Source organism: Allobosea sp. FBZP-16, assembly GCF_002831785.1.
Classification (GTDB): domain Bacteria; phylum Pseudomonadota; class Alphaproteobacteria; order Rhizobiales; family Beijerinckiaceae; genus Allobosea; species Allobosea lupini.
Genome location: NZ_LNCQ01000023.1, coordinates 1 through 20,139 on the forward strand (window position 1 = coordinate 1; position 20,139 = coordinate 20,139).

At 67.5% G+C, this 20,139-nt stretch carries 18 protein-coding genes and 1 riboswitch; of the genes, 15 read left to right on the forward strand and 3 right to left on the reverse strand.

Features of this window, described 5'->3' with window-relative positions; translation table 11 throughout:
• Positions 1-356: 356 nt before the first annotated feature.
• The 3 genes from CXY91_RS09740 to CXY91_RS09750 all read left to right on the forward strand — a co-directional run bounded on the left by CXY91_RS09740 (position 357) and on the right by CXY91_RS09750 (position 5,749).
• Positions 357-1,892: a Y-family DNA polymerase gene (locus CXY91_RS09740; protein WP_100960871.1), complete on the forward strand. Its 1,536-nt coding sequence runs from the start codon at positions 357-359 to the stop codon at positions 1,890-1,892.
• A complete protein-coding gene (locus CXY91_RS09745) occupies positions 1,889-5,248 on the forward strand; it encodes an error-prone DNA polymerase (protein WP_100960873.1) in 3,360 nt (1,119 codons plus the stop codon). The genes CXY91_RS09740 and CXY91_RS09745 overlap by 4 nt, the downstream gene beginning before the upstream one ends.
• Positions 5,249-5,335: 87 nt before the next feature.
• Positions 5,336-5,749, forward strand: coding sequence for a (R)-mandelonitrile lyase (locus CXY91_RS09750; protein ID WP_100960875.1), 414 nt, complete (start codon positions 5,336-5,338; stop codon positions 5,747-5,749).
• Positions 5,750-5,789: 40 nt separating this feature from the next.
• On the opposite strand, the gene minE is transcribed toward CXY91_RS09750, so the two are convergent.
• From minE to minC, 3 genes are read right to left on the reverse strand one after another with little or no spacing between them, the layout of a single operon-like run.
• Complete coding sequence (gene minE / locus CXY91_RS09755) at positions 5,790-6,053, reverse strand: cell division topological specificity factor MinE (RefSeq protein WP_091833689.1); 264 nt, start codon at positions 6,051-6,053, stop codon at positions 5,790-5,792.
• Complete coding sequence (gene minD / locus CXY91_RS09760) at positions 6,050-6,865, reverse strand: septum site-determining protein MinD (protein ID WP_091833692.1); 816 nt, start codon at positions 6,863-6,865, stop codon at positions 6,050-6,052. Before minD ends, minE begins: the two co-directional genes overlap by 4 nt.
• Positions 6,866-6,900: 35 nt before the next feature.
• Entirely contained in the window at positions 6,901-7,650 is a 750-nt protein-coding gene (gene minC, locus CXY91_RS09765; protein WP_100960877.1) for a septum site-determining protein MinC, read from the reverse strand.
• Positions 7,651-8,111: 461 nt separating this feature from the next.
• On the opposite strand from minC, the gene CXY91_RS09770 reads away from it, so the two are divergent.
• From CXY91_RS09770 to CXY91_RS09825, 12 genes are all read left to right on the forward strand, one after another.
• Positions 8,112-8,771 (forward strand): GntR family transcriptional regulator, encoded by a 660-nt coding sequence (locus CXY91_RS09770; protein ID WP_100960879.1) that lies wholly within the window; start codon positions 8,112-8,114, stop codon positions 8,769-8,771.
• A gap of 53 nt (positions 8,772-8,824) precedes the next feature.
• Entirely contained in the window at positions 8,825-9,823 is a 999-nt protein-coding gene (locus CXY91_RS09775; RefSeq protein ID WP_199777395.1) for a TRAP transporter substrate-binding protein, read from the forward strand.
• Positions 9,824-9,832: 9 nt separating this feature from the next.
• A complete protein-coding gene (locus CXY91_RS09780; RefSeq protein ID WP_100960881.1) occupies positions 9,833-10,345 on the forward strand; it encodes a TRAP transporter small permease in 513 nt (170 codons plus the stop codon).
• Between the two features lie 5 nt (positions 10,346-10,350).
• Positions 10,351-11,625 (forward strand): TRAP transporter large permease, encoded by a 1,275-nt coding sequence (locus CXY91_RS09785; protein WP_248307423.1) that lies wholly within the window; start codon positions 10,351-10,353, stop codon positions 11,623-11,625.
• Positions 11,626-11,785: 160 nt separating this feature from the next.
• On the forward strand, positions 11,786-12,967 hold the full coding sequence (locus CXY91_RS09790; protein WP_100960883.1) for an enolase C-terminal domain-like protein: 1,182 nt from the start codon (positions 11,786-11,788) through the stop codon (positions 12,965-12,967).
• A 107-nt stretch (positions 12,968-13,074) separates the two neighbouring features.
• On the forward strand, positions 13,075-14,781 hold the full coding sequence (lhpI, locus tag CXY91_RS09795; RefSeq protein ID WP_100960885.1) for a cis-3-hydroxy-L-proline dehydratase: 1,707 nt from the start codon (positions 13,075-13,077) through the stop codon (positions 14,779-14,781).
• Between the two features lie 40 nt (positions 14,782-14,821).
• A riboswitch (cobalamin riboswitch) is annotated at positions 14,822-15,031 on the forward strand.
• Between the two features lie 234 nt (positions 15,032-15,265).
• Complete coding sequence (locus CXY91_RS30870) at positions 15,266-16,276, forward strand: ABC transporter substrate-binding protein (RefSeq protein ID WP_465246856.1); 1,011 nt, start codon at positions 15,266-15,268, stop codon at positions 16,274-16,276.
• A complete protein-coding gene (locus CXY91_RS09805) occupies positions 16,273-17,316 on the forward strand; it encodes a FecCD family ABC transporter permease (RefSeq protein WP_100960887.1) in 1,044 nt (347 codons plus the stop codon). Before CXY91_RS30870 ends, CXY91_RS09805 begins: the two co-directional genes overlap by 4 nt.
• On the forward strand, positions 17,313-18,092 hold the full coding sequence (locus CXY91_RS09810) for an ABC transporter ATP-binding protein (RefSeq protein WP_100960889.1): 780 nt from the start codon (positions 17,313-17,315) through the stop codon (positions 18,090-18,092). The genes CXY91_RS09805 and CXY91_RS09810 overlap by 4 nt, the downstream gene beginning before the upstream one ends.
• Complete coding sequence (locus CXY91_RS09815; RefSeq protein ID WP_100960891.1) at positions 18,089-18,745, forward strand: class I SAM-dependent methyltransferase; 657 nt, start codon at positions 18,089-18,091, stop codon at positions 18,743-18,745. Before CXY91_RS09810 ends, CXY91_RS09815 begins: the two co-directional genes overlap by 4 nt.
• Positions 18,746-19,036: 291 nt before the next feature.
• Complete coding sequence (gene hemP / locus CXY91_RS30875) at positions 19,037-19,165, forward strand: hemin uptake protein HemP (protein ID WP_349236592.1); 129 nt, start codon at positions 19,037-19,039, stop codon at positions 19,163-19,165.
• 123 nt (positions 19,166-19,288) lie between these two features.
• Positions 19,289-20,122, forward strand: coding sequence for a siderophore-interacting protein (locus CXY91_RS09825; RefSeq protein ID WP_100960895.1), 834 nt, complete (start codon positions 19,289-19,291; stop codon positions 20,120-20,122).
• Positions 20,123-20,139 lie beyond the last annotated feature (17 nt).

The following is a 20,139-nucleotide window of genomic DNA, read 5'->3' on the forward strand; positions in this document are numbered from 1 at the left end:
ACGTTGCGCCGCGCTCGGGGCGACCCTGATCGAGCCCTGGGGCGCGCCGCGCCAGTTCGACCTGACCGCCAGTCGGCGCCTCGCGCTGGCGGCGGAGGCGTCCGGCGTCCTGACCTTGCTGCTGCGGGTGGCGGCAGAGCCGCAGCCCAGCGCCGCCAGCACGCGCTGGCAGGTGCGCTCCTTACCGTCGCGGGCGCGGGAGGCGGAGGCGCCGGGCGATCCCGCCTTCGGATTGCGGCTGCTGCGCCATCGCGGCGGCCTGGGTGAGCGTGAGTGGCGTGTGGAGTGGAACCGTGACGAGCGATGTTTCCGGGACAGGATCGGGAGCGAGGGAGGCAGCAAGAATGGAGCGGGATATGCAGCGCCGCTATCTCGCCCTCTGGTTTCCCTATCTGGCGAGCGAGCGCCTGCGCCGCCGGGGCTCCGCCGGGCCGGATGAGCGTCCGCTCGTCCTGGTCGAGAAGGATCGCGGTGCGCTGCGTCTCGCCGATTGCGACCAGCGCGCCTTCAAGCTTGGCCTGACCCGCGGCCTGACCCTGGCCGATGCCCGCGCCCGTATCCCCGAGTTGACAGTGGTCGAGGCTGATCCGGCTGCCGACCGGCGCCTGATCGAATGGCTCGCCGCACTATGCGATCGCTTCACCCCGCTCGTCGCGCTCGATCCGCCGCATGGGCTCGTGCTCGACATCACTGGCTGCGCCCATCTTTTCGGCGGCGAGGCGGCGCTGCGCAAGCGCGTCGGCCGCAGCATGGATTGGCTCGGTCTCACTGTCTTCGCCAGCATCGCCGGCACGCCGCAGGCGGCCCGCGCCCTCTCCCGCTTCGGTCGCTGCGCCATCTCGCTGCCGGGGGAGGATGAGCAGCGGGCACTGCTGCTGCCGGTCTCGGCATTGGAGGCTTCGTCCGAGACGGTGATCGCCTTGTCGCGTGCCGGGCTGAAGACATTGGGAGATCTCGCCGGCCGCCCCTCGCACACGCTCGCCGCCCGCTTCGGCGAGGCGCTCGTCACCAAGCTGCGCCGCGTTCTCGGCCATGAGGATGCCCGGATCACGCCCCTGCGTCCGCCGCCCGATTGCGTGGTCGAGCGGCATTTCCCCGATCCTTTGCAGGATACCGACGGGCTTGAGGAGATCGTCGCCCACCTGCTCGGCGAGGCCGGTCGCCTGCTCGAGGCCCGCGGCGAGGGCGGCCGCGCCTTCGAGGTCAGTTTCTTCCGCAGCGACGGCGCCGTGCGCCGGCTTCAGCTGGAGACCGGCCGGCCCTCGCGCGACGTCGCCGCGATCCTGCGGCTCTATCGCGAGCGTATCGACAGCCTGGCCGACCCGCTCGACCCCGGCTTCGGCTATGACGCGATCAGGCTCGCTGTGCCGGTCTGCGAGCCCCTCGGCATGCCGCAGACGAGCCTCGACGGGCGCGCCGTCGAGGAGGAGGCGGTCGCCGATCTCGTCGATCGTCTTGTTACTCGCTTCGGCCGCGAGCGCGTCTTGCGCTTCGTCGCGCGGGACAGCCATCAGCCCGAGCAGGAGGCTGCGCTTGTCCCAGCCGCAGCTAAGTCGAACGAGGCGCTGCCTTGGCCCGTTGCCCAGCCGGACGAGCCGCCGGCCCGCCCGCTCCAGCTCTTCGAGCCGCCCCAGCCGGTCGAGACTCTGGCCGAGGTGCCCGATGGCCCGCCTTTGCGTTTCCGCTGGCGGCGCGTGCTGCATGAGATCGCCCGGGCCGAGGGGCCGGAGCGGATCGCGCCGGACTGGTGGCGCGATGGGCCGGGTGAGCACACGCGCGACTATTATCGCGTCGAGGATGCGCAGGGGCGTCGCTTCTGGCTCTACCGCGCCGGCCTCTATGGTCGCGAGACGACCGCGCCGCGCTGGTATCTGCACGGGCTGTTCGCATGACCATCTATGCTGAGCCCGTCGCCGCGACGAACTTCTCCTTCCTGCGCGGCGCCTCGCCCGGGCCGAACCTGGTGATGACCGCGCTCTTGCTCGGACAGGCGGGCCTCGGCATCGCCGACCGCAATACGGTCGCCGGCGTGGTGCGGGCCTGGGCCGCGCTGCGCGACCTGCGCGAGGACGGCGTGCTGGCCCCCGAGAAGATCCGCGAGGGCGGCAGCCCGGGCGAATATATCTGGGTTGAGAACCCGGCCTTCGACGATCTGCCTTTCACCTTGCCGCAGCTCCAGGCGATGGCGAAGGCCTTCAAGATCGCCACCGGCAGCCGCCTCGTCTTCGCCGACGGCACGCCGGACATCGTCGTCTATCCCGCCAACCGCGCCGGCTGGGGCAGGCTCTGCCGCCTGCTCACTACAGGCAATCTGCGCGGCGCCAAAGGCGAGTGCATCCTTTCCCTCGACGACCTGCTGCACGATGCCCGCGACCTCCTGCTGATCGTCATGCCGGAGCGCCGGCTGGACGGGCTCGCGGAGGTCCTCGCCCGGCTCGATGCAGCCGCCCCCGGGGCGGTCTGGCTTGCCGCGACCATGGCGCGCCGCGGCGACGACCGCCGCCGCCTCGCCCGTCTCCGCAGCATCGCGGCCCCGACCCGCACCCCGCTGATCGCCACCAATGACGTGCTCTACGACGCTCCCGAGCAGCGCGACCTGCAGGACCTCATGACCTGCATCCGCGAGGGCACGACGATCGACAAGGCCGGCCGCCTGCTCGAGGTCAATGCGGAGCGCCATCTCAAGCCGCCACAGGAGATGGCGAGGCTCTTCAAAGAGGCGCCGGAGGCGATCGAGGAGACGCAGCACCTCTTCGGCCGCATCGACTTCGATCTTGAGGAGCTGAAATACGAGTATCCGGACGAGCCGGTCCCGCCCGGCTGGACGCCGCAGGGTTGGCTGGAGGAACTGGTGCGCCGGCGCCTGCCGATGCGCTATCCAGCCGGCATTCCGGAGAAGGTGCAAAGCCAGGTCGATGACGAGCTCGTCCTGATCGGCAAGCTCGACTACGCCCGCTACTTCCTGACCATCCGCCAGATCGTCGAATTCGCCGAAAGCGAAGGCATTCTCTGTCAGGGACGAGGCTCGGCTGCGAATTCCGCAGTCTGCTACGCGCTCGGCATCACCTCCGTTGATCCGAACGAATACCAGTTGCTCTTTGCCCGCTTCATCTCCGAGCAAAGAAGCGAGCCGCCCGATATCGACGTCGATTTCGAACATGAGCGCCGCGAGGAGGTGATCCAGTGGATCTACAAGACCTATGGCCGCGAGCGCGCCGGCATCGCCGCGACGGTGATCCATTATCGGCCCCGCAGCGCCATGCGCGAGGCCGGCAAGGCGCTGGGGCTGACCGAGGACGTCACCGCCCGCCTCGCCTCGACGCAATGGGGCAGCTGGGGCTCCGACATCACCCGCACCCAGATCCGCCAGGCCGGGCTCGACCCCGACAATCCGGTGATCGCGCGGGCGGTGCACTTCGCCGTGCGCCTGCTCGGCTTCCCGCGTCATCTCTCGCAGCATGTCGGCGGCTTCGTGCTGATGCGCGGCCGCCTCGACGAGACCGTGCCGATCGGCAAGGCCGCGATGGCGGACCGCACCTTCATCGAATGGGATCGCGACGACATCGACGCGTTGGGGCTAATGAAGGTCGATGTGCTCGCCTTGGGCATGCTGACCTGCATTCGAAAGGCCTTCGAACTGATCGCGCAGAAGGAGGGCAAAAGCTACGCCTTGGCCGACATCAAAGGCGGTGATGAGGCCACATACGACATGCTCTGCGAAGGCAAGTCGCTCGGTGTCTTCCAGGTCGAGAGCCGGGCGCAGATGAACATGCTGCCGCGCCTGAAGCCGCGCGAACTCTACGATCTCGTCATCCAGGTCGCGATCGTCCGCCCCGGCCCAATCCAGGGCAACATGGTCCATCCTTATCTGAAGCGGCGGGCGGGCATCGAGCAGGTCGACTACCCTTCGCCGGCGCCCCCCCATCATCCGGACGAACTCCGCCAGGTTCTCAAGCGCACCCTCGGCGTGCCGCTCTTTCAGGAGCAGGCGATGCAGCTCGCGATGACGGCGGCGAAGTTCACCGACCCCGAAGCCAACGGCTTGCGCAAGGCGATGGCGACGTTCCGCAATGTCGGCACCATCGGCCATTTCGAGGCGCTGATGGTCGAGCGCATGGTCGAACGCGGCTATGAGCGCGATTTCGCCCAGCGCTGCTTCGAGCAGATCAAGGGCTTCGGCAGCTACGGTTTCCCCGAGAGCCACGCCGCATCCTTCGCCAAGCTCGTCTATGTCTCGTCCTGGCTGAAACGCCATCATCCCGCGATCTTTGCCGCGGCGCTGCTGAATTCGCAGCCCATGGGCTTCTACGCCCCGGCGCAGATCGTCCGCGAGGCGCAGGAGAATGGCGGTGTCGAGCCGCGGCCGATCGACGTCAATTCCAGCGCCTGGGACAATCTGCTGGAGCCGGGAGGGCCGGGCTGGAAAAGCCCCTGGGCGCTGCGCCTCGGCCTGCGCCAGCTCGACGGCTTCAGGGAGGATTGGGCGGAGCGCCTCGTCGAAGCCCGGACCGAGCCCTATCGCGATGTCGAGGAACTCGCCCGCCGGGCGCACCTGCCGGCCCGTGCCATGCGCCTGCTCGCCGATGCCGACGCCTTCCGCTCGCTAGGACTCGACCGGCGCGAGGCGCTCTGGGCAGTGCGCCGCCTGCCGGACGACGAGGCCCTGCCGCTGTTCGAGGCGGCGCAGGCGCGCGAGCTTGGAGCGGAACGCACCATGGCGCTGCCGCTGATGCCGCTCGCCGAGCACGTCGTCGCCGATTACCAGACGGCGCGGCTCTCGCTGAAGGGCCATCCGATGGGTCTTCTGCGCGCCCGCTTCGCCAGCGAGCGCATCGCGAGTTGCGGGCAGATGTCAGCAATGCGCGATGGTGCCTGGGCCAGCGTCGCCGGCGTCGTGCTGGTGCGCCAGCGACCCGGAAAGGGCAATGCCATCTTCATCACGCTGGAGGACGAGACCGGCATCGCCAATGTCGTGCTCTGGGCCCGCGATTTCGAGCGCTTCCGCCGTGAGGTCATGGCGGCGCGGCTGCTCCTGGTCGAGGGCAGGGTACAGAAGAGCCCGGAGGGCGTGACCCATCTGATGGCCAAGCGCGTCTTCGACCGCTCGGCCGAGCTGCTCGGCCTCTCCGACACGCACCGCGCCGAGATCGTGCTGACCCGCGCCGACGAGTTCAAGCATCCGCAGATCCCGCGGGGTCGCCATCCCCGCAATGTCCGCATCCTGCCGAAATCCCGCGATTTCCATTGAAGGCGCCGGCCCATTCAATCCGGGCACGGACGTGACTAGATTACCGTTTCAGCTTTCAGGACGACCGCAGGCCCAAGGAGACAGCCCATGGACATCATCCGCGCCGGAACCCGGCCATCGGCGAAAGGCCCTGGCGACTGGTTCAGCGGCACCGTCCGCATCGATCCGCTGTTCAATCCGCATGCACCCGAGCGCGTGCAGGGCGCCAGCGTCACCTTCGAGCCCGGCGCGCGCACGGCCTGGCACACCCACCCGCTCGGCCAGACACTGGTCGTCACCGCCGGCTTCGGCCGCGTGCAGCGCTGGGGCGGGCCGGTCGAGGAGGTCAGGCCCGGCGATGTCGTCTGGTTCCCGCCGGGCGAGAAGCACTGGCACGGCGCCGGGCCGGAGACGGCGATGACGCATATCGCCGTGCAGGAGGCCAAGGAGGGCAAGGTCGTCGACTGGCTGGAGAAGGTCACCGATGCCGAATATGACGGCCGTGGCCCGGCGGTGATGTGAGGCCGGCAAAGGCCTGCGATATTAAAGGAAAAGGCGGCCCTCAGGCCGCCTTCTTGCCCGCGTCGAACGGGATCTCGATGTCGACGGCCAGCGTCGAGACCTGGGCGCCGCGCTCCATGCGGACGCTGACCTTGTCGCTGTCGAGCTGCACATGCTTGGCGATCACCTGCAGGATCTCGTCGCGCAGCTTGGTCACGAGGTCGGCGCCATCTGCCGAGAGGCGCTCATGGGCCAGCAGGACCTGAAGGCGCTCGCGCGCGGCCGGGGCCGACTGGGTGCGGAAGAAGAGACGACGCAGGTTCATGCCGCTTTCCTTCCGAAGATCTTGCCGAAGAAGCCGCGCTTCTCGCCGGGGATGGTGACGGGGAGGCTCTCGCCCTTGAGCCGGCGCACTGCGTCGAAATAGGCCAGCGCCGGGGCGCTGCGCTCGTCCGCCAGGGTGACGGGCGAGCCGATATTGGAGGCGCGCAGCACGTCCATGCTCTCTGGGATGATGCCGAGCAGCGGGATCGACAGGATCTCGAGGACGTCGTCGACCTTCAGCATGTCGCCGCGCTCGGCCCGGGCGGGGTCGTAGCGGGTGAGCAGCAGGTGCTTCTCCATGCGCTCGCCATTCTCGGCCTTCACCGTCTTCGAATCGAGCAGGCCGATGATCCGGTCGGAATCGCGCACCGAAGAGACTTCCGGATTGGTCACGACGATCGCGATGTCGGCGTGGCGCATGGCGAGGGTGGCACCGCGTTCGATGCCGGCCGGGCTGTCGCAGATCACCCAGTCGAAATGCGTCCTGAGCGCTCCGATGACCTTTTCGACGCCTTCGGTGGTGAGATTGTCCTTGTCGCGCGTCTGCGAGGCCGGCAGCAGATAGAGCGTCTCGACCCGTTTGTCGCGGATCAGCGCCTGCGTCAGCTTGGCTTCGCCCTGGATCACGTTGACGAGGTCGTAGACCACCCGCCGTTCGGCACCCATGATCAGGTCGAGATTGCGCAGGCCGACATCGAAATCGACGACCACGACCTTGTCGCCGTTCTGCGCCAAGGCTGCGCCCAGGGCGGCGGAGGACGTCGTCTTGCCGACGCCGCCCTTGCCCGATGTGACCACGATGACCTTGCCCATTGACCTCTCCTAGTTCCGGTGGACGTGCTGTCGTTTCAGGTCAGTGACCCGGCCGTGAAGGTCTCGCCTTCGAGCCAGAACTGGACGGGCTTGCCGCGCAGAGTGGACTCGAGGTCCTCCGCCGTCTTGTAGAAGCCGTCGATGGCGACCATCTCGGCCTCCAGCTTGCGGCAGAAGATGCGCGCGGCGGCGTTGCCGAGCGTGCCGGCCATCGCCCGGCCGCGCAGCGTGCCGTAGATATGGATCGAGCCGCCGGCGATGACCTCGGCGCCGGAGGCGACCGAGCCGATGATCGTGATGTCGCCCTCGGAGAAGAGTGACTGTCCCGAGCGCACCGGCTGGGTCACGACGAGCGAGGCGGGCGCGCCCGTGGTCGGCAGCGGCGCGGCGGGCATCTCCGCCACGCTCTCGACCGCAGCGGGAGCAGGGGGTTCTTTGACCGGCGCGGCAATAGGCTCCTCGATGTCGCCGGTCGCCTTGCCGCCCGACATGGCCGGTGGCAGGTCGGCCCCGAGCATCGAGGGACGTGCGCCCTCGATGCCCATGATCCGCACATTGCGGGTGCCGAGCTTGCCGACGAGGTCGCGCAGCTGGGCACGGTCGATCTCCAGCCCTTCGACGTCCAGCACGACCGGCCGCCGCAGGAAGAAGCCGGCGGAGCGGCCGGCGAGATCGTCGAGCCGCACCAGCCAGTCCTCGAAAGGCAGCTCGGGTGTCAGCGTCAACGCGAGATAGGAGCGCCCCTTGAGGCGGATCGGCCGGGGTTGGGTTAACACGGCGGTCATCTTGGTAAATTTTCGGTTCCCCAGATGTAGGAATCGAATGGTTAACGAGAGGTAAATCCTTGGGGCGCTTTCCTGAGGGACCGTCTCGCCAGATTCTGAGAGAAGTCAAAAAATTCATTTATTATCAATGGATTACCATGGTCTCTGCGGGGGAGCGCGAAGCTGGGGGCGGCGGTGCGAGCGTTGTGGGGGCTCGTCGTGCCGCATGAGCACCGGTGCGGCCCTCCACTGCCTGAAAAGGCCGATGGCTGCTGTGAATGCTGCGTTTTGTCATGTGTCTGCGCATCCGTGACGACGGATAAGCGGCGAGCCTTGAGCTGACCCGAATCGTGCGACCAGGTCAGCTCAGAGGCTCGGGCGAGCGATCGGTCAGGCGCCGTGCTGTCCGTCACCGAACGGATTGACTCCCCTGAGAGTTCATTTCAAAATCATGCACGATCCAAGATGCAGGATGCAGAATTTTGAACGGCGCACGCAAGATCGAGCGGGTCGTGCTCGGCGACCAGGTCTACGAGGCGATCAAGGAGCGCATCCTCGACCAGGCCTATGCGCCGGGCGAAAAGCTCAATGTCGACGGGCTGGCACGCGAGCTTCAGGTCTCCTCGACACCGATCCGCGAGGCGCTGGCCCGGCTCGTGGCGGAGGGGCTGGTCAAGGCCGAGCCCTTCATCGGCTTTGCCACGGCCCCGCTGCCTGACCGCCGCTATTACGAGGACGTCTACAGCTTCCGCGGCGTGATCGAGCCTTGGGCCGCAGCGCAGGCGGCGCGGAGCAGGCCTGGGCCGGACGTCATCGCGGCGCTGCGCGATGAGGTCGCGGCCATGATGGCGGGCGAGCCGTCGCGCGAATATCGCAGCCATCGCGGCTTCACCGAGGCGGACGACCGCTTCCACCGCATCATCCTGCAGGCCGCCGGCAACCAGGTCGCGCTCAAGAGCCATGACGACCTGCGTTTTCACCTGCACATCTCGCGGCTTTACCTGACGCGCGAGCAGGATGTCGGCCTGACCCATCAGGAACACTTCCGCATCGTCGACGCGCTCGAAGCCGGCGATCCCGATGCGGCAGCGCAAGCCATGCGCCTGCATCTCGAAGGATCCTACGAGCGATTGATCAAATAGCCGCAACGCCCCGAGGCCGAAAACGGCCCGGTTCAACACCAGGGAGGACACGCATGATCCTGAGACGCATCGCCGCCGCGGCCTTGATCGCCGGCAGCTTGATCGCCGGCGCGGCGCAGGCGCAGACCCTGCGCTTCGGCCACGCCAACACCACCGCCGAGATCGCCGGCGAACTCTTCCAGGAGTTCGCCGAGCGGGTGAACAAGGGTACCGGCGGCGCCGTCACCATCCGGGTCTTCCCGGCCGAACAGCTCGGCAAGGAGGTCGATCTCTTCAAGCAGGTCAAGGAGGGCGCGCTCGACCTGTCCGCGCCGTCGATGGCGGCAGCCTCCTCGCTGGTGCCAGCGCTGGAAATCCCCAGCGGGCCCTTCCTCTGGAAGGACTGGAGCGAGGCCGAAGCGATCATCCGCTCCGACGCCTTCGATGCCGTGTTCGACGAGTTGCGCGACAAGCACAACATCGTGCCGGTGACCCGCATCTGGTACTGGGGCTGGCGCAACATGACGACGCTCGACCGCGCCGTGAAGAAGCCTGAAGACCTGCAAGGGCTGAAGATCCGCGTGCCGGAGAGTCCGGTCTGGGTCGAGATGATCAAGGCCTATGGCGCGGCGCCGACGCCGGTGCCCTTCGGCGAGGTCTACACCGCGCTCCAGCAGAAGACCGTCGACGGCCAGGAGAACCCGATCCCGACGATCTTCTCGCGCAAGTTCTACGAAGTGCAGGGCTATGTCGCGATGACCAAGCACATGCTCCAGAACAACATGATCGTCATCAACAAGGACAGCCTCGCCAAGCTCAAGCCCGAGCATCGCGAGGTGCTGTTCGCGGAGGCCGCCCGCGCCTCGGCGATGAACACCTATCTCCAGCAGAAGCGCGAGGCCTCGATGCTGGAGGACATCCGCAAGTCCGGTCGCTCCAAGATCGTCGAGGATGTCGATCGCGATGCCTTCGCCGCCAAGTCCAAGGTCGTCGCCACCGCGATGGAAGGGCGCTGGGGCAAGGCCCATCTCGACCGCGTGCTCGCGGCGATCGAAACGCAGCGCAAGCGCTAATCCGGCCCGATGACCGGCCTCACATTGATCCAGCGGCTCGACGACTGGTCGAGCCGCATCGAGGACGCTGCCCTGGTGGTGCTCCACGCCTCCATCGCGACGCTGGTCTGCGCCGCCGTGGTCTTCCGCTATGTGCTGAGCGATCCGCTGACCTGGTCGGAGGAGCTCATCCTGTTGCTCTTCGCCTGGATGGTCTTCCTTGGCATCGCCAGCGCCTTCCATGCCCGCACGCACATCATCATCGACGTCATCGTGATGTTCGCACCGCGTTGGCTCGCCCGCGCCTTCGGCCTCCTCGCCTTTCTGGCGACGGCGGCGGTGCTGGGCACGCTGACCTTGTTCTCCTGGCGCTATCTCCAGCGCGAACTGCCGAACCTGACGCCGATGCTCGGCATCTCCGCCGGCTGGATGATCGCGCCGCTCTTCATGGGCAGTGCGCTCTCGCTGCTGCATCTCTTGCGCAACCTGCTGGATGAGGGGTCCGCCGGGGCGCTCTGGTCCGACATCACGACGCGCGAGTAGCGGCCATGGTGACCTTGCTCTTGGGCGCCTTCGCGCTGCTCATCGTCGTCGGCACGCCGATCTGGATCGCCATGGCCGGCTCGGCCCTGCTGGTGATCTTCATGGAGGGGATCCCGCTCACGGTCGCCGCGCAGCGCATCGTCGCCGGCGTGCAGTCCTTCCCGCTGCTGGCGATTCCCCTGTTCACACTCGCCGGTTCGCTGATGAACGCATCGGGCATCTCCGAGCGCCTCTTCAGCTTCACCAAGGCGCTGGTCGGCCATATCCGCGGCGGCCCGGCGCATACGCTGGTCGTCGGCGAGGTCTTCCTCTCCGGCATCTCAGGTTCCTCGGTCGCCGATACCGCCGCGGCGGCGCGGGTCTTCGTGCCGCAACTGGAAAAGATGGGCTATCCGCGGGCCTTCGGCGCGGCGCTTTCGGCCGTAGCCGGCACGCTCGGGCCGATCATCCCGCCCTCGATCCTGATGGTGGTCTACGCCTGGCAGGCCAATATCTCGCTGGGCAGCCTGTTCGTCGCCGGCATCATCCCCGGCCTCGTCATGGCCGGCTGCATCATGGCGACCATCGCCATACTGGCCTTGAAGCGCGACTTCCGCGCGGCTGGCGCCTTCTCGCTCGGCAATCTCTGGACGGAGTTCAAATACGCTTCGCTGGCGCTGCTGATGCCGGTGCTGATCATCGTCGGCTTCCGCGCCGGGCTCTTCACCGCGACCGAGATCGCCGGCGTCGCCGCCGCCTATTCGCTGGTCGTCGGCATGCTGGTCTACCGCACGATCAAGCTCGCCGATCTGCCGGCGATCCTGGTCGGCACGGCGCGCGAGACGGCGGTCATCCTCGCCATCGTCGCGGCTGCCTCGCCCTTCAGCTGGATCCTCGCCGTCGACCAGGCGCCCCAGCTCGTCACCGACTTCATGAAGTCGATCTCGACCGACCCGCTGGTTGTGCTGCTGATCCTGAACATCGCCTTGCTGATCGCCGGCATGTTCATGGAGACGATCGCCATCATGATCATCCTGGTGCCGATCCTCTTGCCGCTGCTGACCTCGTTGCAGATCGACCTCGTGCATTTCGGCATCGTGCTCCTGGTCAACCTCGTCATCGGCCAGGTGACGCCGCCGGTCGGGGTGCTCTGCTTCGTCGCCATGGCGATCACGAAAGTCAGGCTAGGGCCGCTCTTCCGCGAGCTCTGGCCCTTCCTGATCGCGCTTGTCGTCGCCCTTACCATCATCACCTATGTGCCCGCGCTCAGCCTGTGGCTGCCGCACGTGGCCGGTTTCTGAAAATGACCGCTTGAAAACAACACAGCCCTCATCCTGAGGAGGCCGCGTGGCGGCCGTCTCGAAGGATGCTCCAGAGCGCACTGAAACATCCTTCGAGACGCGATCTGCGATCGCTCCTCAGGATGAGGGCTGTGGTTCCAGTCAGATATCGTGAGGACCCATGACCAGGATCAGCGAAGTCGAGATCGTCGAGTTCTCGTTCAAGGCCAGGAATCTCGGGCCGTCCGCCGAGAACGCGCGCGCCGTCTACAATATCGGCTACAAGCCCAATTCCGAGCTGGAATTGACCAAGTTCGCCGTCGTCATCCGCAGCGAGGACGGAGCCGAGGGGCAATATGTCATGCATTGGGGCGGCACCCGCGCCACCATGGCGCAGACGCTCTCGCTGGCGCCCAACATCCTCGGCCGCGATCCCGATCACCGCGAGGAGATCTGGAACGACATGAAGCGGGAGCTGCGCCAGCATGACGGCATGGGCATCGGGCCGATCGACATCGCGCTCTGGGACCTCGCCGGCAAGCGCTTCGGTGCCTCGGTCTCGCAACTGCTCGGCGGGTTCCGCAGCAAGCTCAAGACCTATGCCTCGACCTATCACGGCGACCGCAATGGTGGGCTCGACAGCAAGGAGGCCTTCGTCGACTTCGCCGAGGCCTGCTACGATCTCGGTTACCGCGCCTTCAAAGTCCATGGCTGGCATGATGGCGATGCGCGCGAGGAGGCCGCCAACGTCCTGCATGTCGCCAAGGCGGTCGGCGACCGCATGACCCTGATGCTCGACCCCGCCAACGAGCTCAGGACCTTTGCCGACGCGCTCTATGTCGGGCGCGCCTGCGACGAGGGCAACTACTTCTGGTACGAGGATCCGATGCGCGATTGCGGCGTCTCGGCCTTCGCCCACAAGAAGCTGCGCGAGATGCTGAAGACGCCGATCCTCCAGACCGAGTATCTGCGCGGCTTCGAGCCGAAGGCCGATTTCCTGATCAATGGCGGCACCGACGCGCTGCGCTCCGATCCGGAATACGATCTTGGCATCACCGGCGCGATGAAGATCGCCCATCTCGCCGAGGCCTTCGGCGTCGATGTCGAGATCCATGCCTGCGGCCCGGCCCATCGCCACTGCATGGCCGCGACCCGCAACACCAATTTCTACGAGCTCGCGCTGGTCGGGCCCGATTGCCCGAACGCGGTGCCGCCGGTCTATGCCTGCGGCTACAGCGACCAGCTTGATGGTGTCGACAAGGATGGCTGCTTCCCGGTCCCGACCGGCCCCGGGCTCGGCGTCACCTATGACTGGGACTATATTCGCACGCATCAGACGGCGCGGGAGGTGTTCAAGCTGTAGACCGCGCATCGGCGCGGTCTTTCGCACCAGGGATTCGATGATATCACTGCAGTGGAGCAGGGCTTCGCGCTCCGCTCATTCCGCATCCAGCTTCGTCGACCCGCGCCATGAACGTCACCCCCGGACAGGACCATGGCACCATCGTCGCCTCGGGCGCGGCAGCCGGGCCGGTCGTCGTCCTCGCCGAGCCCTTGAGCTTCTGGGGCGGCGTCGATCCCGCCACGGGTACGGTGATCGACGTGCATCATCCCGCCCATGGCGCCTCGCTCGCCGGCGCGGTCGTGTTGATGCCGACCAGTCGGGGCTCCTGTTCGGGCTCCGGCGTGTTGCTGGAGCTGGCGCTCTCCGGCAGGAACCCCGCCGCGCTGATCTTCGCTGGCCCCGAGGACACGCTGACGCTCGGCGCGATCGTCGCCTCCGAGATGTTCGGGCGCCGCATCCCGGTCGCGCGCCTGTCCGCGGAGGCCTTCGCCACCCTTTCCTGCGCGCGGCACGCGACGATCACGTCGGATGGCATATCGGCCGATGGCGGGCAGGTGCATATCCCTCTTGCCGCGGCGGCGGATGCAGGACTGCAGTTGTCCTCTTCCGATCGCGGCATGCTCGACGGCAAGGACGGGATCGCGGCGCAGCAGGCCATGCGCATCCTCGTCGCCATGGCGAGCCAGCAAGGAGCGACCGAACTCCTCGATGTGACGCGGGCTCATGTCGATGGCTGCATCTATGCCGGCCCGGCCAATCTGGTCTTCGCCGCGAAGATGGAGGAGCTGGGCGCACGCGTCCGCATCCCGACGACGATGAACGCGATCTCCGTCGACCATGCGAACTGGCGCCGCCAGGGCGTTGCGCCCGAATTCGGCGAACCGGCGGCGCGCCTCGCCGAGACCTATGTCCGCATGGGCTGCCAGGCGAGCTTCACCTGCGCGCCCTATACGCTGCGGGAGCCGCCACGCTTCGGCGAGCCGATCGGCTGGTCGGAATCGAACGCGGTGATCTTCGCCAATTCCGTGCTTGGCGCCCGGACCGCCAAGCATCCGGACTTCCTGGACTTCTGCATCGCCGTCACCGGCCGCGCGCCGCTCGCTGGCGCCTTTCTCGACGAGGGGCGCCGGGCGCGCCGTACCGTACGGGTCGAGTTGCCGGAGGGGGCGGACAGCGCGGCCTGGCCCTTGATCGGCTACCTTGCTGGCCTGGCTTCGCCTGACCGGATCCCGTTGATCAAGGGCCTGGCGAAGACGCAACCGACGCGGGACGATCTCAAGGCACTCTGCGCCGCCTTCGGCACGACCTCGGCGGCGGCGATGCTCCATATCGAAGGCATCACGCCGGAAGCGGACAGCCTCGGCGGGGTCCCCGAGGACGAAGTCGTCATCACCCGCGAGGACCTCGCCGCGGGCTGGCGCAAGCTGAGCGAGGGGCCGGCGGATGTCGATCTTGTCGCCATCGGCAGCCCGCATGCCTCGCTGGATGAATGCCGGGCCGTTGCGGAGCGCCTCGATGGCCGTCCTGTCGGGACTGCAATCGCCGTCATTATCACGGCCGGGCGGGAGGTCGTCGCCGCGGCTGAAGTCGATGGCACACTGGCCAGGCTTGCGCGGAGCGGCGTCGCGATCATCCCCGATCTCTGCTGGTGCTCGATCACCCGCCCGGTCTTCCCAGAGCAGGCTAAGGTGGTCCTGACCAATTCCGGCAAATACGCTCATTACGGGCCGGGGCTCTCCGGCTGCGCCGTCAGGCTGGGGACGCTCGACGACTGCATCGAGGCGGCCTTGACGGGGGCCGCTCCCGCGCGGCTCCCCGCCTGGCTCTCCTAGCTGCTTCGGCGAACAGGCTTGACGGTGCGGCGCGGCCTTATAGGGTGGCCGCGATCGAGGTTCTCCGGATCGCATCCGGAGCTAAGAGGGAATTCGGTGAGGCGTATTCCGCCAAAGCCGAGGCTGCCCCCGCAACTGTAAGCGGCGAGCTCTCCGTCCATCGTCCACTGGCGCCGACAGCGCTGGGAAGGCCGGGCGGGATCGGCATCGACCCGCGAGCCAGGAGACCTGCCCCGGTCGTCGAAGACGTCTTTCGGACGGGGTGTTCCGGAGCTGTGTGTCGATGGTGGCGCTGCCCTCCATCCATCCACGCCCCTGCGCAGTTCCCCGCCTGCCATCTCGGGGAGCGATGAGACCCATGGTCATGAACACCGTCTGCACCGTTGCGCAGAGCTTGACGGCTGCGCGCCGACCCTTCTATCAGAAATGCAACACTGTTACATTCAAGGCTTCCGCTGTGCCGGCCATTCGCCATGTCACCCGTTTGTTGCAAGGTGCCGCCGCGGCGCTCCTCGGCACTCTGTTCGCAGGGTCGGCCTTCGCTGCGCCGACGCAATATCCGTTGACCCTCGAGAATTGTCGGGAGAGTGTGACCTTCGCCGCGCCGCCCAAGCGCGTCGTGGCGATCGGCCAGACGCAGACCGAGATCCTCTATGCGCTTGGCCTAGGTGACCGCGTCGTCGGCACCGCCGTCTGGTTCTCGCCGGTCGCCAAGCCCTATGAGGCGGTGAATGCCAAGGTGAAGCGCCTCGCCGACAACGATCCGAGCTTCGAGGCGGTGCTGGCCCAGGAGCCCGACCTCGTCACCGCTATGTTCGAATGGCATGTCGGACCCAACGGCATCGTCGGCAAGCGCGCCCAGTTCGCTGGGGTCAAGGTGCCGACTTACGTCTCGCCGGCCGATTGCGTCGGCAAGGACAATTCCGGCGCCGGCGATGGCGTACGCACGCAGATGTTCACGATGGAGCTGGTCTATCGCAACATCCGCGAGTTCGGGCAGATCTTCGATGTCTCCGACCGGGCTGAAGCCCTTGTCGCTGAACTGAAGGCACGCGAGGACAAGGCGGTCGCGGCCGTCGCCAGCCTCAAGGCCAGGGACGTGCCGGTCGTGGTCTGGTTCTCCAGCCGGGACATCAAGGGCGACGGCTTCATGGCCGGCAAGAACGGCGTGCCGGCCTATATCCTTTCGAAGCTCGGCGCCCGCAACATCATCACCACCAATGAGGAATGGCCGCTGGTCGGCTGGGAGAGCATCGCCGGCGCCAACCCCGCGGTGATCGTCGCGGTGAAGATGGATCGCCGCCGCTTCCCGGCCGACGACATCGAGAAGAAGCTCGATTTTCTCAAGACCGATCCGGTCGCCAGCAAGCTCGATGCGGTGAGGAACCAGCGCATCGTGATCCTGGATGTCGGCGCGACCCGGGCCGGGCTCGATACGGTCGACGGCATCGAGGCGCTCGCCAAGGCGATCTCCGGCTTCGGCCTCTCCCCTTGAGCCACGCTGCCCATGGCCCGAACTGGCCCGCGCGGATCGTCATCGCGGTTGCCTCGCTCGCTGCGCTGACCATCTCGCTGGCGCTGGCGGTGACGATCGGCGAGATGCGCATCCCGTTCGACACGGCGCTGCGGGCGCTCGGCAACGGGCTGTTCAGCCTCGACTTTCCCGTCAGCGCGATCCAGCAGGGCGTGATCTTCGACTACCGCCTGAGCCGGGCGCTGATGGCAGGCCTCTGTGGCGGGGCGCTGGCACTCTCCGGAGCGATCCTGCAGGCGCTGCTGCGCAATCCGCTGGCCGAGCCTTACGTGCTCGGCATTTCCGCCGGCGCCTCGACCGGCGCCGTCGCGGTGCTGATCCTCGGCGTCGGCATCGGCGGCACGGCGCTGAGCGTCTCGGCCGGCGCCTTCATCGGCTCCTGCGCTGCACTCACCGTGGTCGCGCTGCTGGCGACAGGGGCGGGCGGGGCGAGCGATCGCGTCATTCTTGCCGGTGTCGCGACCTCGCAGCTCTTCAATGCCGCGACCGCGACGATCGTCACGACCATGGCCAGCGCCGAGCAGGCGCGCGGTGTGATGTTCTGGCTTCTGGGCAATTTCGGCGGCGTGCGCTGGCCCGATCTCTGGATCGCCGCGCCGGTCGCCTTTATCGGCTTCGCCATCTGCATGCTGCACGCCAAGGTGCTCGATGCCTTCGCCTTCGGTGTCGATGCCGCCGCCTCGCTCGGCGTCGCCGTGACGAGGGTGAAGGTCGTGCTCCTCGCCACGACGGCAGTGATGACCGCGGTGATGGTCTCGATCGTCGGCACGGTCGGCTTCGTCGGTTTGATCATTCCCCATGCCGCCCGCTTCCTCGTCGGCTCCGGCCATGCCCGCCTGCTGCCGGCCTGCCTCGTCGTGGGCGCGATCTTCATGATCCTTGCGGACATCCTCTCGCGCGTGCTGATCCCGCAGCAGATCCTGCCGATCGGGGTGGTGACAGCGCTGTTCGGCGCGCCGGTCTTCGCGCTGATCCTCTACCGTGCGAGGCGGCCGGCATGACGCTCGCGGCCCGTGAGGTACGCTGGGGCGCCGCCGGCAAGATGATCGTCGACGGCGTGACGCTGCAGGCGGCGCCCGGCCGCGTGCTCGGGCTGATCGGCCCGAACGGCTCGGGCAAGTCGAGCCTGCTCAGGCTGCTCTGCCGGCTGCGCAATGTCGCGAGCGGCGTCGTCACGCTCGACGAGCGCGATATCGCCGCCGTGCCCCGGCGCGAGCTCGCCCGCCGCCTCGCCTTTGTCGAGCAGCAGGCGACGACCGAGATCCAGCTCTCCGTCTGCGACGTTGTCCGGCTCGGCCGCACGCCGCATCGCGCCGCACTGGCCTCCTGGAACGACGCCGACGAGGCGGCGGTGAACGAGGCGCTGGCGCGGGTCGGGCTGACCGAGCGGCACGACCAGTTCTGGCACACCCTGTCGGGCGGCGAGCGCCAGCGGGTCCATATCGCCCGCGCGCTGGCGCAGGAACCGAGCGAGCTCATCCTCGACGAGCCGACCAACCATCTCGACATCCAGCACCAGCTTTCGATCCTGAGCCTGGTCCGCCGCCTCGGCATCACCTGCATCATGGCGCTGCACGACCTCAACCTCGCGGCGATGTTCTGCGACGAGATCGCATTGCTGCATGAGGGGCGGCTGCAGGCGGCGGGGGCGCCGGACAAGGTTCTGACCGCCGAGGCGATCCAGCGCATCTTCGGCGTCGCCGTTTCGATCCGCGAGGGAGCGTCGGGGCGCCGGCACATCGAATATCTGATCGAACCGGAACGGAGGCAGTCATGAAAGCGGCCGAGGCGCAGGCAGAGGTTTCCGACTACTGGACCCGGCGCGCGCCGGCCTTCGACGGCGTCGCCTCGCATGTCGCGCAGGCTACGCTATGGCGTGACGTGCTCGCGGCCGCCTTCGAAGCGCACGGCGTAAAGGATGTCGTCGATCTCGGCACCGGGACCGGCGCCTGTGCGCTGATCGCCGCATCGCTCGGACACCGCGTGCGGGCCTGCGACGGCTCGGAGGGCATGCTTGCCGTGGCCCGGCAGGCTGCGGCGGCAGCCGGGCTCGAGGTCGCTTTCGAACCTGCCCTGATCGAGGAGGCCTCGTTCGAGCCGGGCTCGGCCGACATCGTGACGCTGCGCAATGTGCTCTGGACGCTGCCAGATCCGATGGCGGCCCTGCGCAAGGCTCACCTCCTCCTGCGCCGGGGCGGGGTGGTCTTCGTCTCGGACGGGCTCTGGTCGATCGCGCCGCAATATCGCTCGACCTATCCCGAAACGCTCGCCGCGAGCCTGCCGCGCCATGACGGGCTGACCGAGGATGAAGCGCGCACGATGCTGAGCGAAGCCGGTTTCGGCGCGGCCCGAAGCTGGCAGCATCTGTTCCCGGCCTCGCCCTATCCCGGCGACGTGCCGATGTTCGTGCTGACGGCGAGGAAGGGCTGACGCTCGCCGTCGGCAGCCTCGAGCACCAGGCTATCGTCCGGCCTTGGCGGCCATAGGCATGCGGTCCCGCGCCATCTCCCACCTTCGGCCTACTCGCCTCATCCCGAGTTTTGAATGATTATACATGTAAACTATTGTAATTGCTTGTATTTTTGATCTCGGCTAGGCTGGTCGCGTATTCGCCGCAGCTTATCGTTCCGAGCCATTTTCATGAACAGCCAGCCACTCTTTTCAGCCCTGACCGGTCCCGGATGCCTCGATCGGGTCCGTAGCCTGCCTCATCCGGCGGCGATGCAACCGGCGAGGACGATGGCCAGCGCGGCGGTCTTCAAGGGCGAGACGGAGATCGGCATCGAGCATCGCGGCGAGCTCTATCGTCTCAGGATCACGCGGCAGGGAAAGCTGATCCTGACCAAATGACGGCTGTCCTCGGGGCACCGCCGCAGATCGCATTGTCGCAGATCACCTGGCCGCCCCGCGCGGCCGCAAAGGCTCGATGCGGCCCTGTCGCGAACGGGCCGCCAACCGCAAGGAATCCAGACCATGACCCATGCCGCTGAAACAGGCGTGCCGGATGGGCGCTTGCCGAAGCGCCAGCGTCACAAGGTGGCTCTGCGCCGCCTCGACGTCCTGCGCGTGACCGATCTCAGCCTGTCGATGCGCCGGGTGACGCTCGGCGGCCCTGAGCTCGAAGGCTTTGTCAGCCTCGGTTTCGACGACCATGTGAAGATGTTCTTCGCAGCGCCCGGCGAAACGCAACCGGTCCTGCCAATCGTCGGTCCGGACGGGCTCGCCTTCCCCGAGAGCGGCCCGCGGCCGCTGGCGCGCGACTTCACGCCGCGGCGCCATGATCCGCAGGCGGGAGAGATCGATATCGACTTCGCCCTGCTGCATGACGGGCCGGCCAGCAATTGGGCGGCGCAGGTCAAGCCCGGTGATGCCGCCTGGATCGCCGGCCCGCGCGGTTCCTTCGTCGTCCCCTTCGGTTTCGACTGGCACCTGCTGGTCGCCGACGAGACCGGGCTGCCTGCTCTGGCGCGGCGCCTGGAGGAGCTGCCGCCGGGCAGCCGAGCGCTCGCTTTGGTCGAGGTCGGTAGAGCGGAGGACGAACTGCCCCTGCATCGGTCCGACGGCATCGAGGTGATCTGGGTTCATCGTGCCGCCGGGGCGCAACCGGGTGCGGCGCTGCTCGCTGCCTTGCCAGCCCTGGCTTTCCCCGATGGCGACTACTTCGCCTGGCTCGCCTGTGAATCCAGCGCCGCCAAGCAGTTGCGCAGCGTCCTCGTCGACGAGCGGGGCGCCAATCGCAAATGGGTCCGCGCCCATGGCTACTGGCGCCGCGGCGCCATCGCCGTCCACGACGATTTCGACGAGTGAGGCGGCCGTCCCGCCAT

What these genes read in the sequence shown, in the direction of transcription:
- CXY91_RS09790 (WP_100960883.1), top strand. Translation starts at nt 11,786, where the DNA reads ATGACCAGGATCAGCGAAGTCGAGATCGTCGAGTTCTCGTTCAAGGCC.
- CXY91_RS09745 (WP_100960873.1), top strand. Translation starts at nt 1,889, where the DNA reads ATGACCATCTATGCTGAGCCCGTCGCCGCGACGAACTTCTCCTTCCTG.
- minC (WP_100960877.1), bottom strand. Translation starts at nt 7,650, where the DNA reads ATGACCGCCGTGTTAACCCAACCCCGGCCGATCCGCCTCAAGGGGCGC.
- CXY91_RS09750 (WP_100960875.1), top strand. Translation starts at nt 5,336, where the DNA reads ATGGACATCATCCGCGCCGGAACCCGGCCATCGGCGAAAGGCCCTGGC.
- hemP (WP_349236592.1), top strand. Translation starts at nt 19,037, where the DNA reads ATGCAACCGGCGAGGACGATGGCCAGCGCGGCGGTCTTCAAGGGCGAG.
- CXY91_RS09810 (WP_100960889.1), top strand. Translation starts at nt 17,313, where the DNA reads ATGACGCTCGCGGCCCGTGAGGTACGCTGGGGCGCCGCCGGCAAGATG.
- CXY91_RS09815 (WP_100960891.1), top strand. Translation starts at nt 18,089, where the DNA reads ATGAAAGCGGCCGAGGCGCAGGCAGAGGTTTCCGACTACTGGACCCGG.
- CXY91_RS09780 (WP_100960881.1), top strand. Translation starts at nt 9,833, where the DNA reads ATGACCGGCCTCACATTGATCCAGCGGCTCGACGACTGGTCGAGCCGC.
- minD (WP_091833692.1), bottom strand. Translation starts at nt 6,865, where the DNA reads ATGGGCAAGGTCATCGTGGTCACATCGGGCAAGGGCGGCGTCGGCAAG.
- lhpI (WP_100960885.1), top strand. Translation starts at nt 13,075, where the DNA reads ATGAACGTCACCCCCGGACAGGACCATGGCACCATCGTCGCCTCGGGC.
- CXY91_RS09775 (WP_199777395.1), top strand. Translation starts at nt 8,825, where the DNA reads ATGATCCTGAGACGCATCGCCGCCGCGGCCTTGATCGCCGGCAGCTTG.
- CXY91_RS09825 (WP_100960895.1), top strand. Translation starts at nt 19,289, where the DNA reads ATGACCCATGCCGCTGAAACAGGCGTGCCGGATGGGCGCTTGCCGAAG.
- minE (WP_091833689.1), bottom strand. Translation starts at nt 6,053, where the DNA reads ATGAACCTGCGTCGTCTCTTCTTCCGCACCCAGTCGGCCCCGGCCGCG.
- CXY91_RS09740 (WP_100960871.1), top strand. Translation starts at nt 357, where the DNA reads ATGCAGCGCCGCTATCTCGCCCTCTGGTTTCCCTATCTGGCGAGCGAG.
- CXY91_RS09785 (WP_248307423.1), top strand. Translation starts at nt 10,351, where the DNA reads ATGGTGACCTTGCTCTTGGGCGCCTTCGCGCTGCTCATCGTCGTCGGC.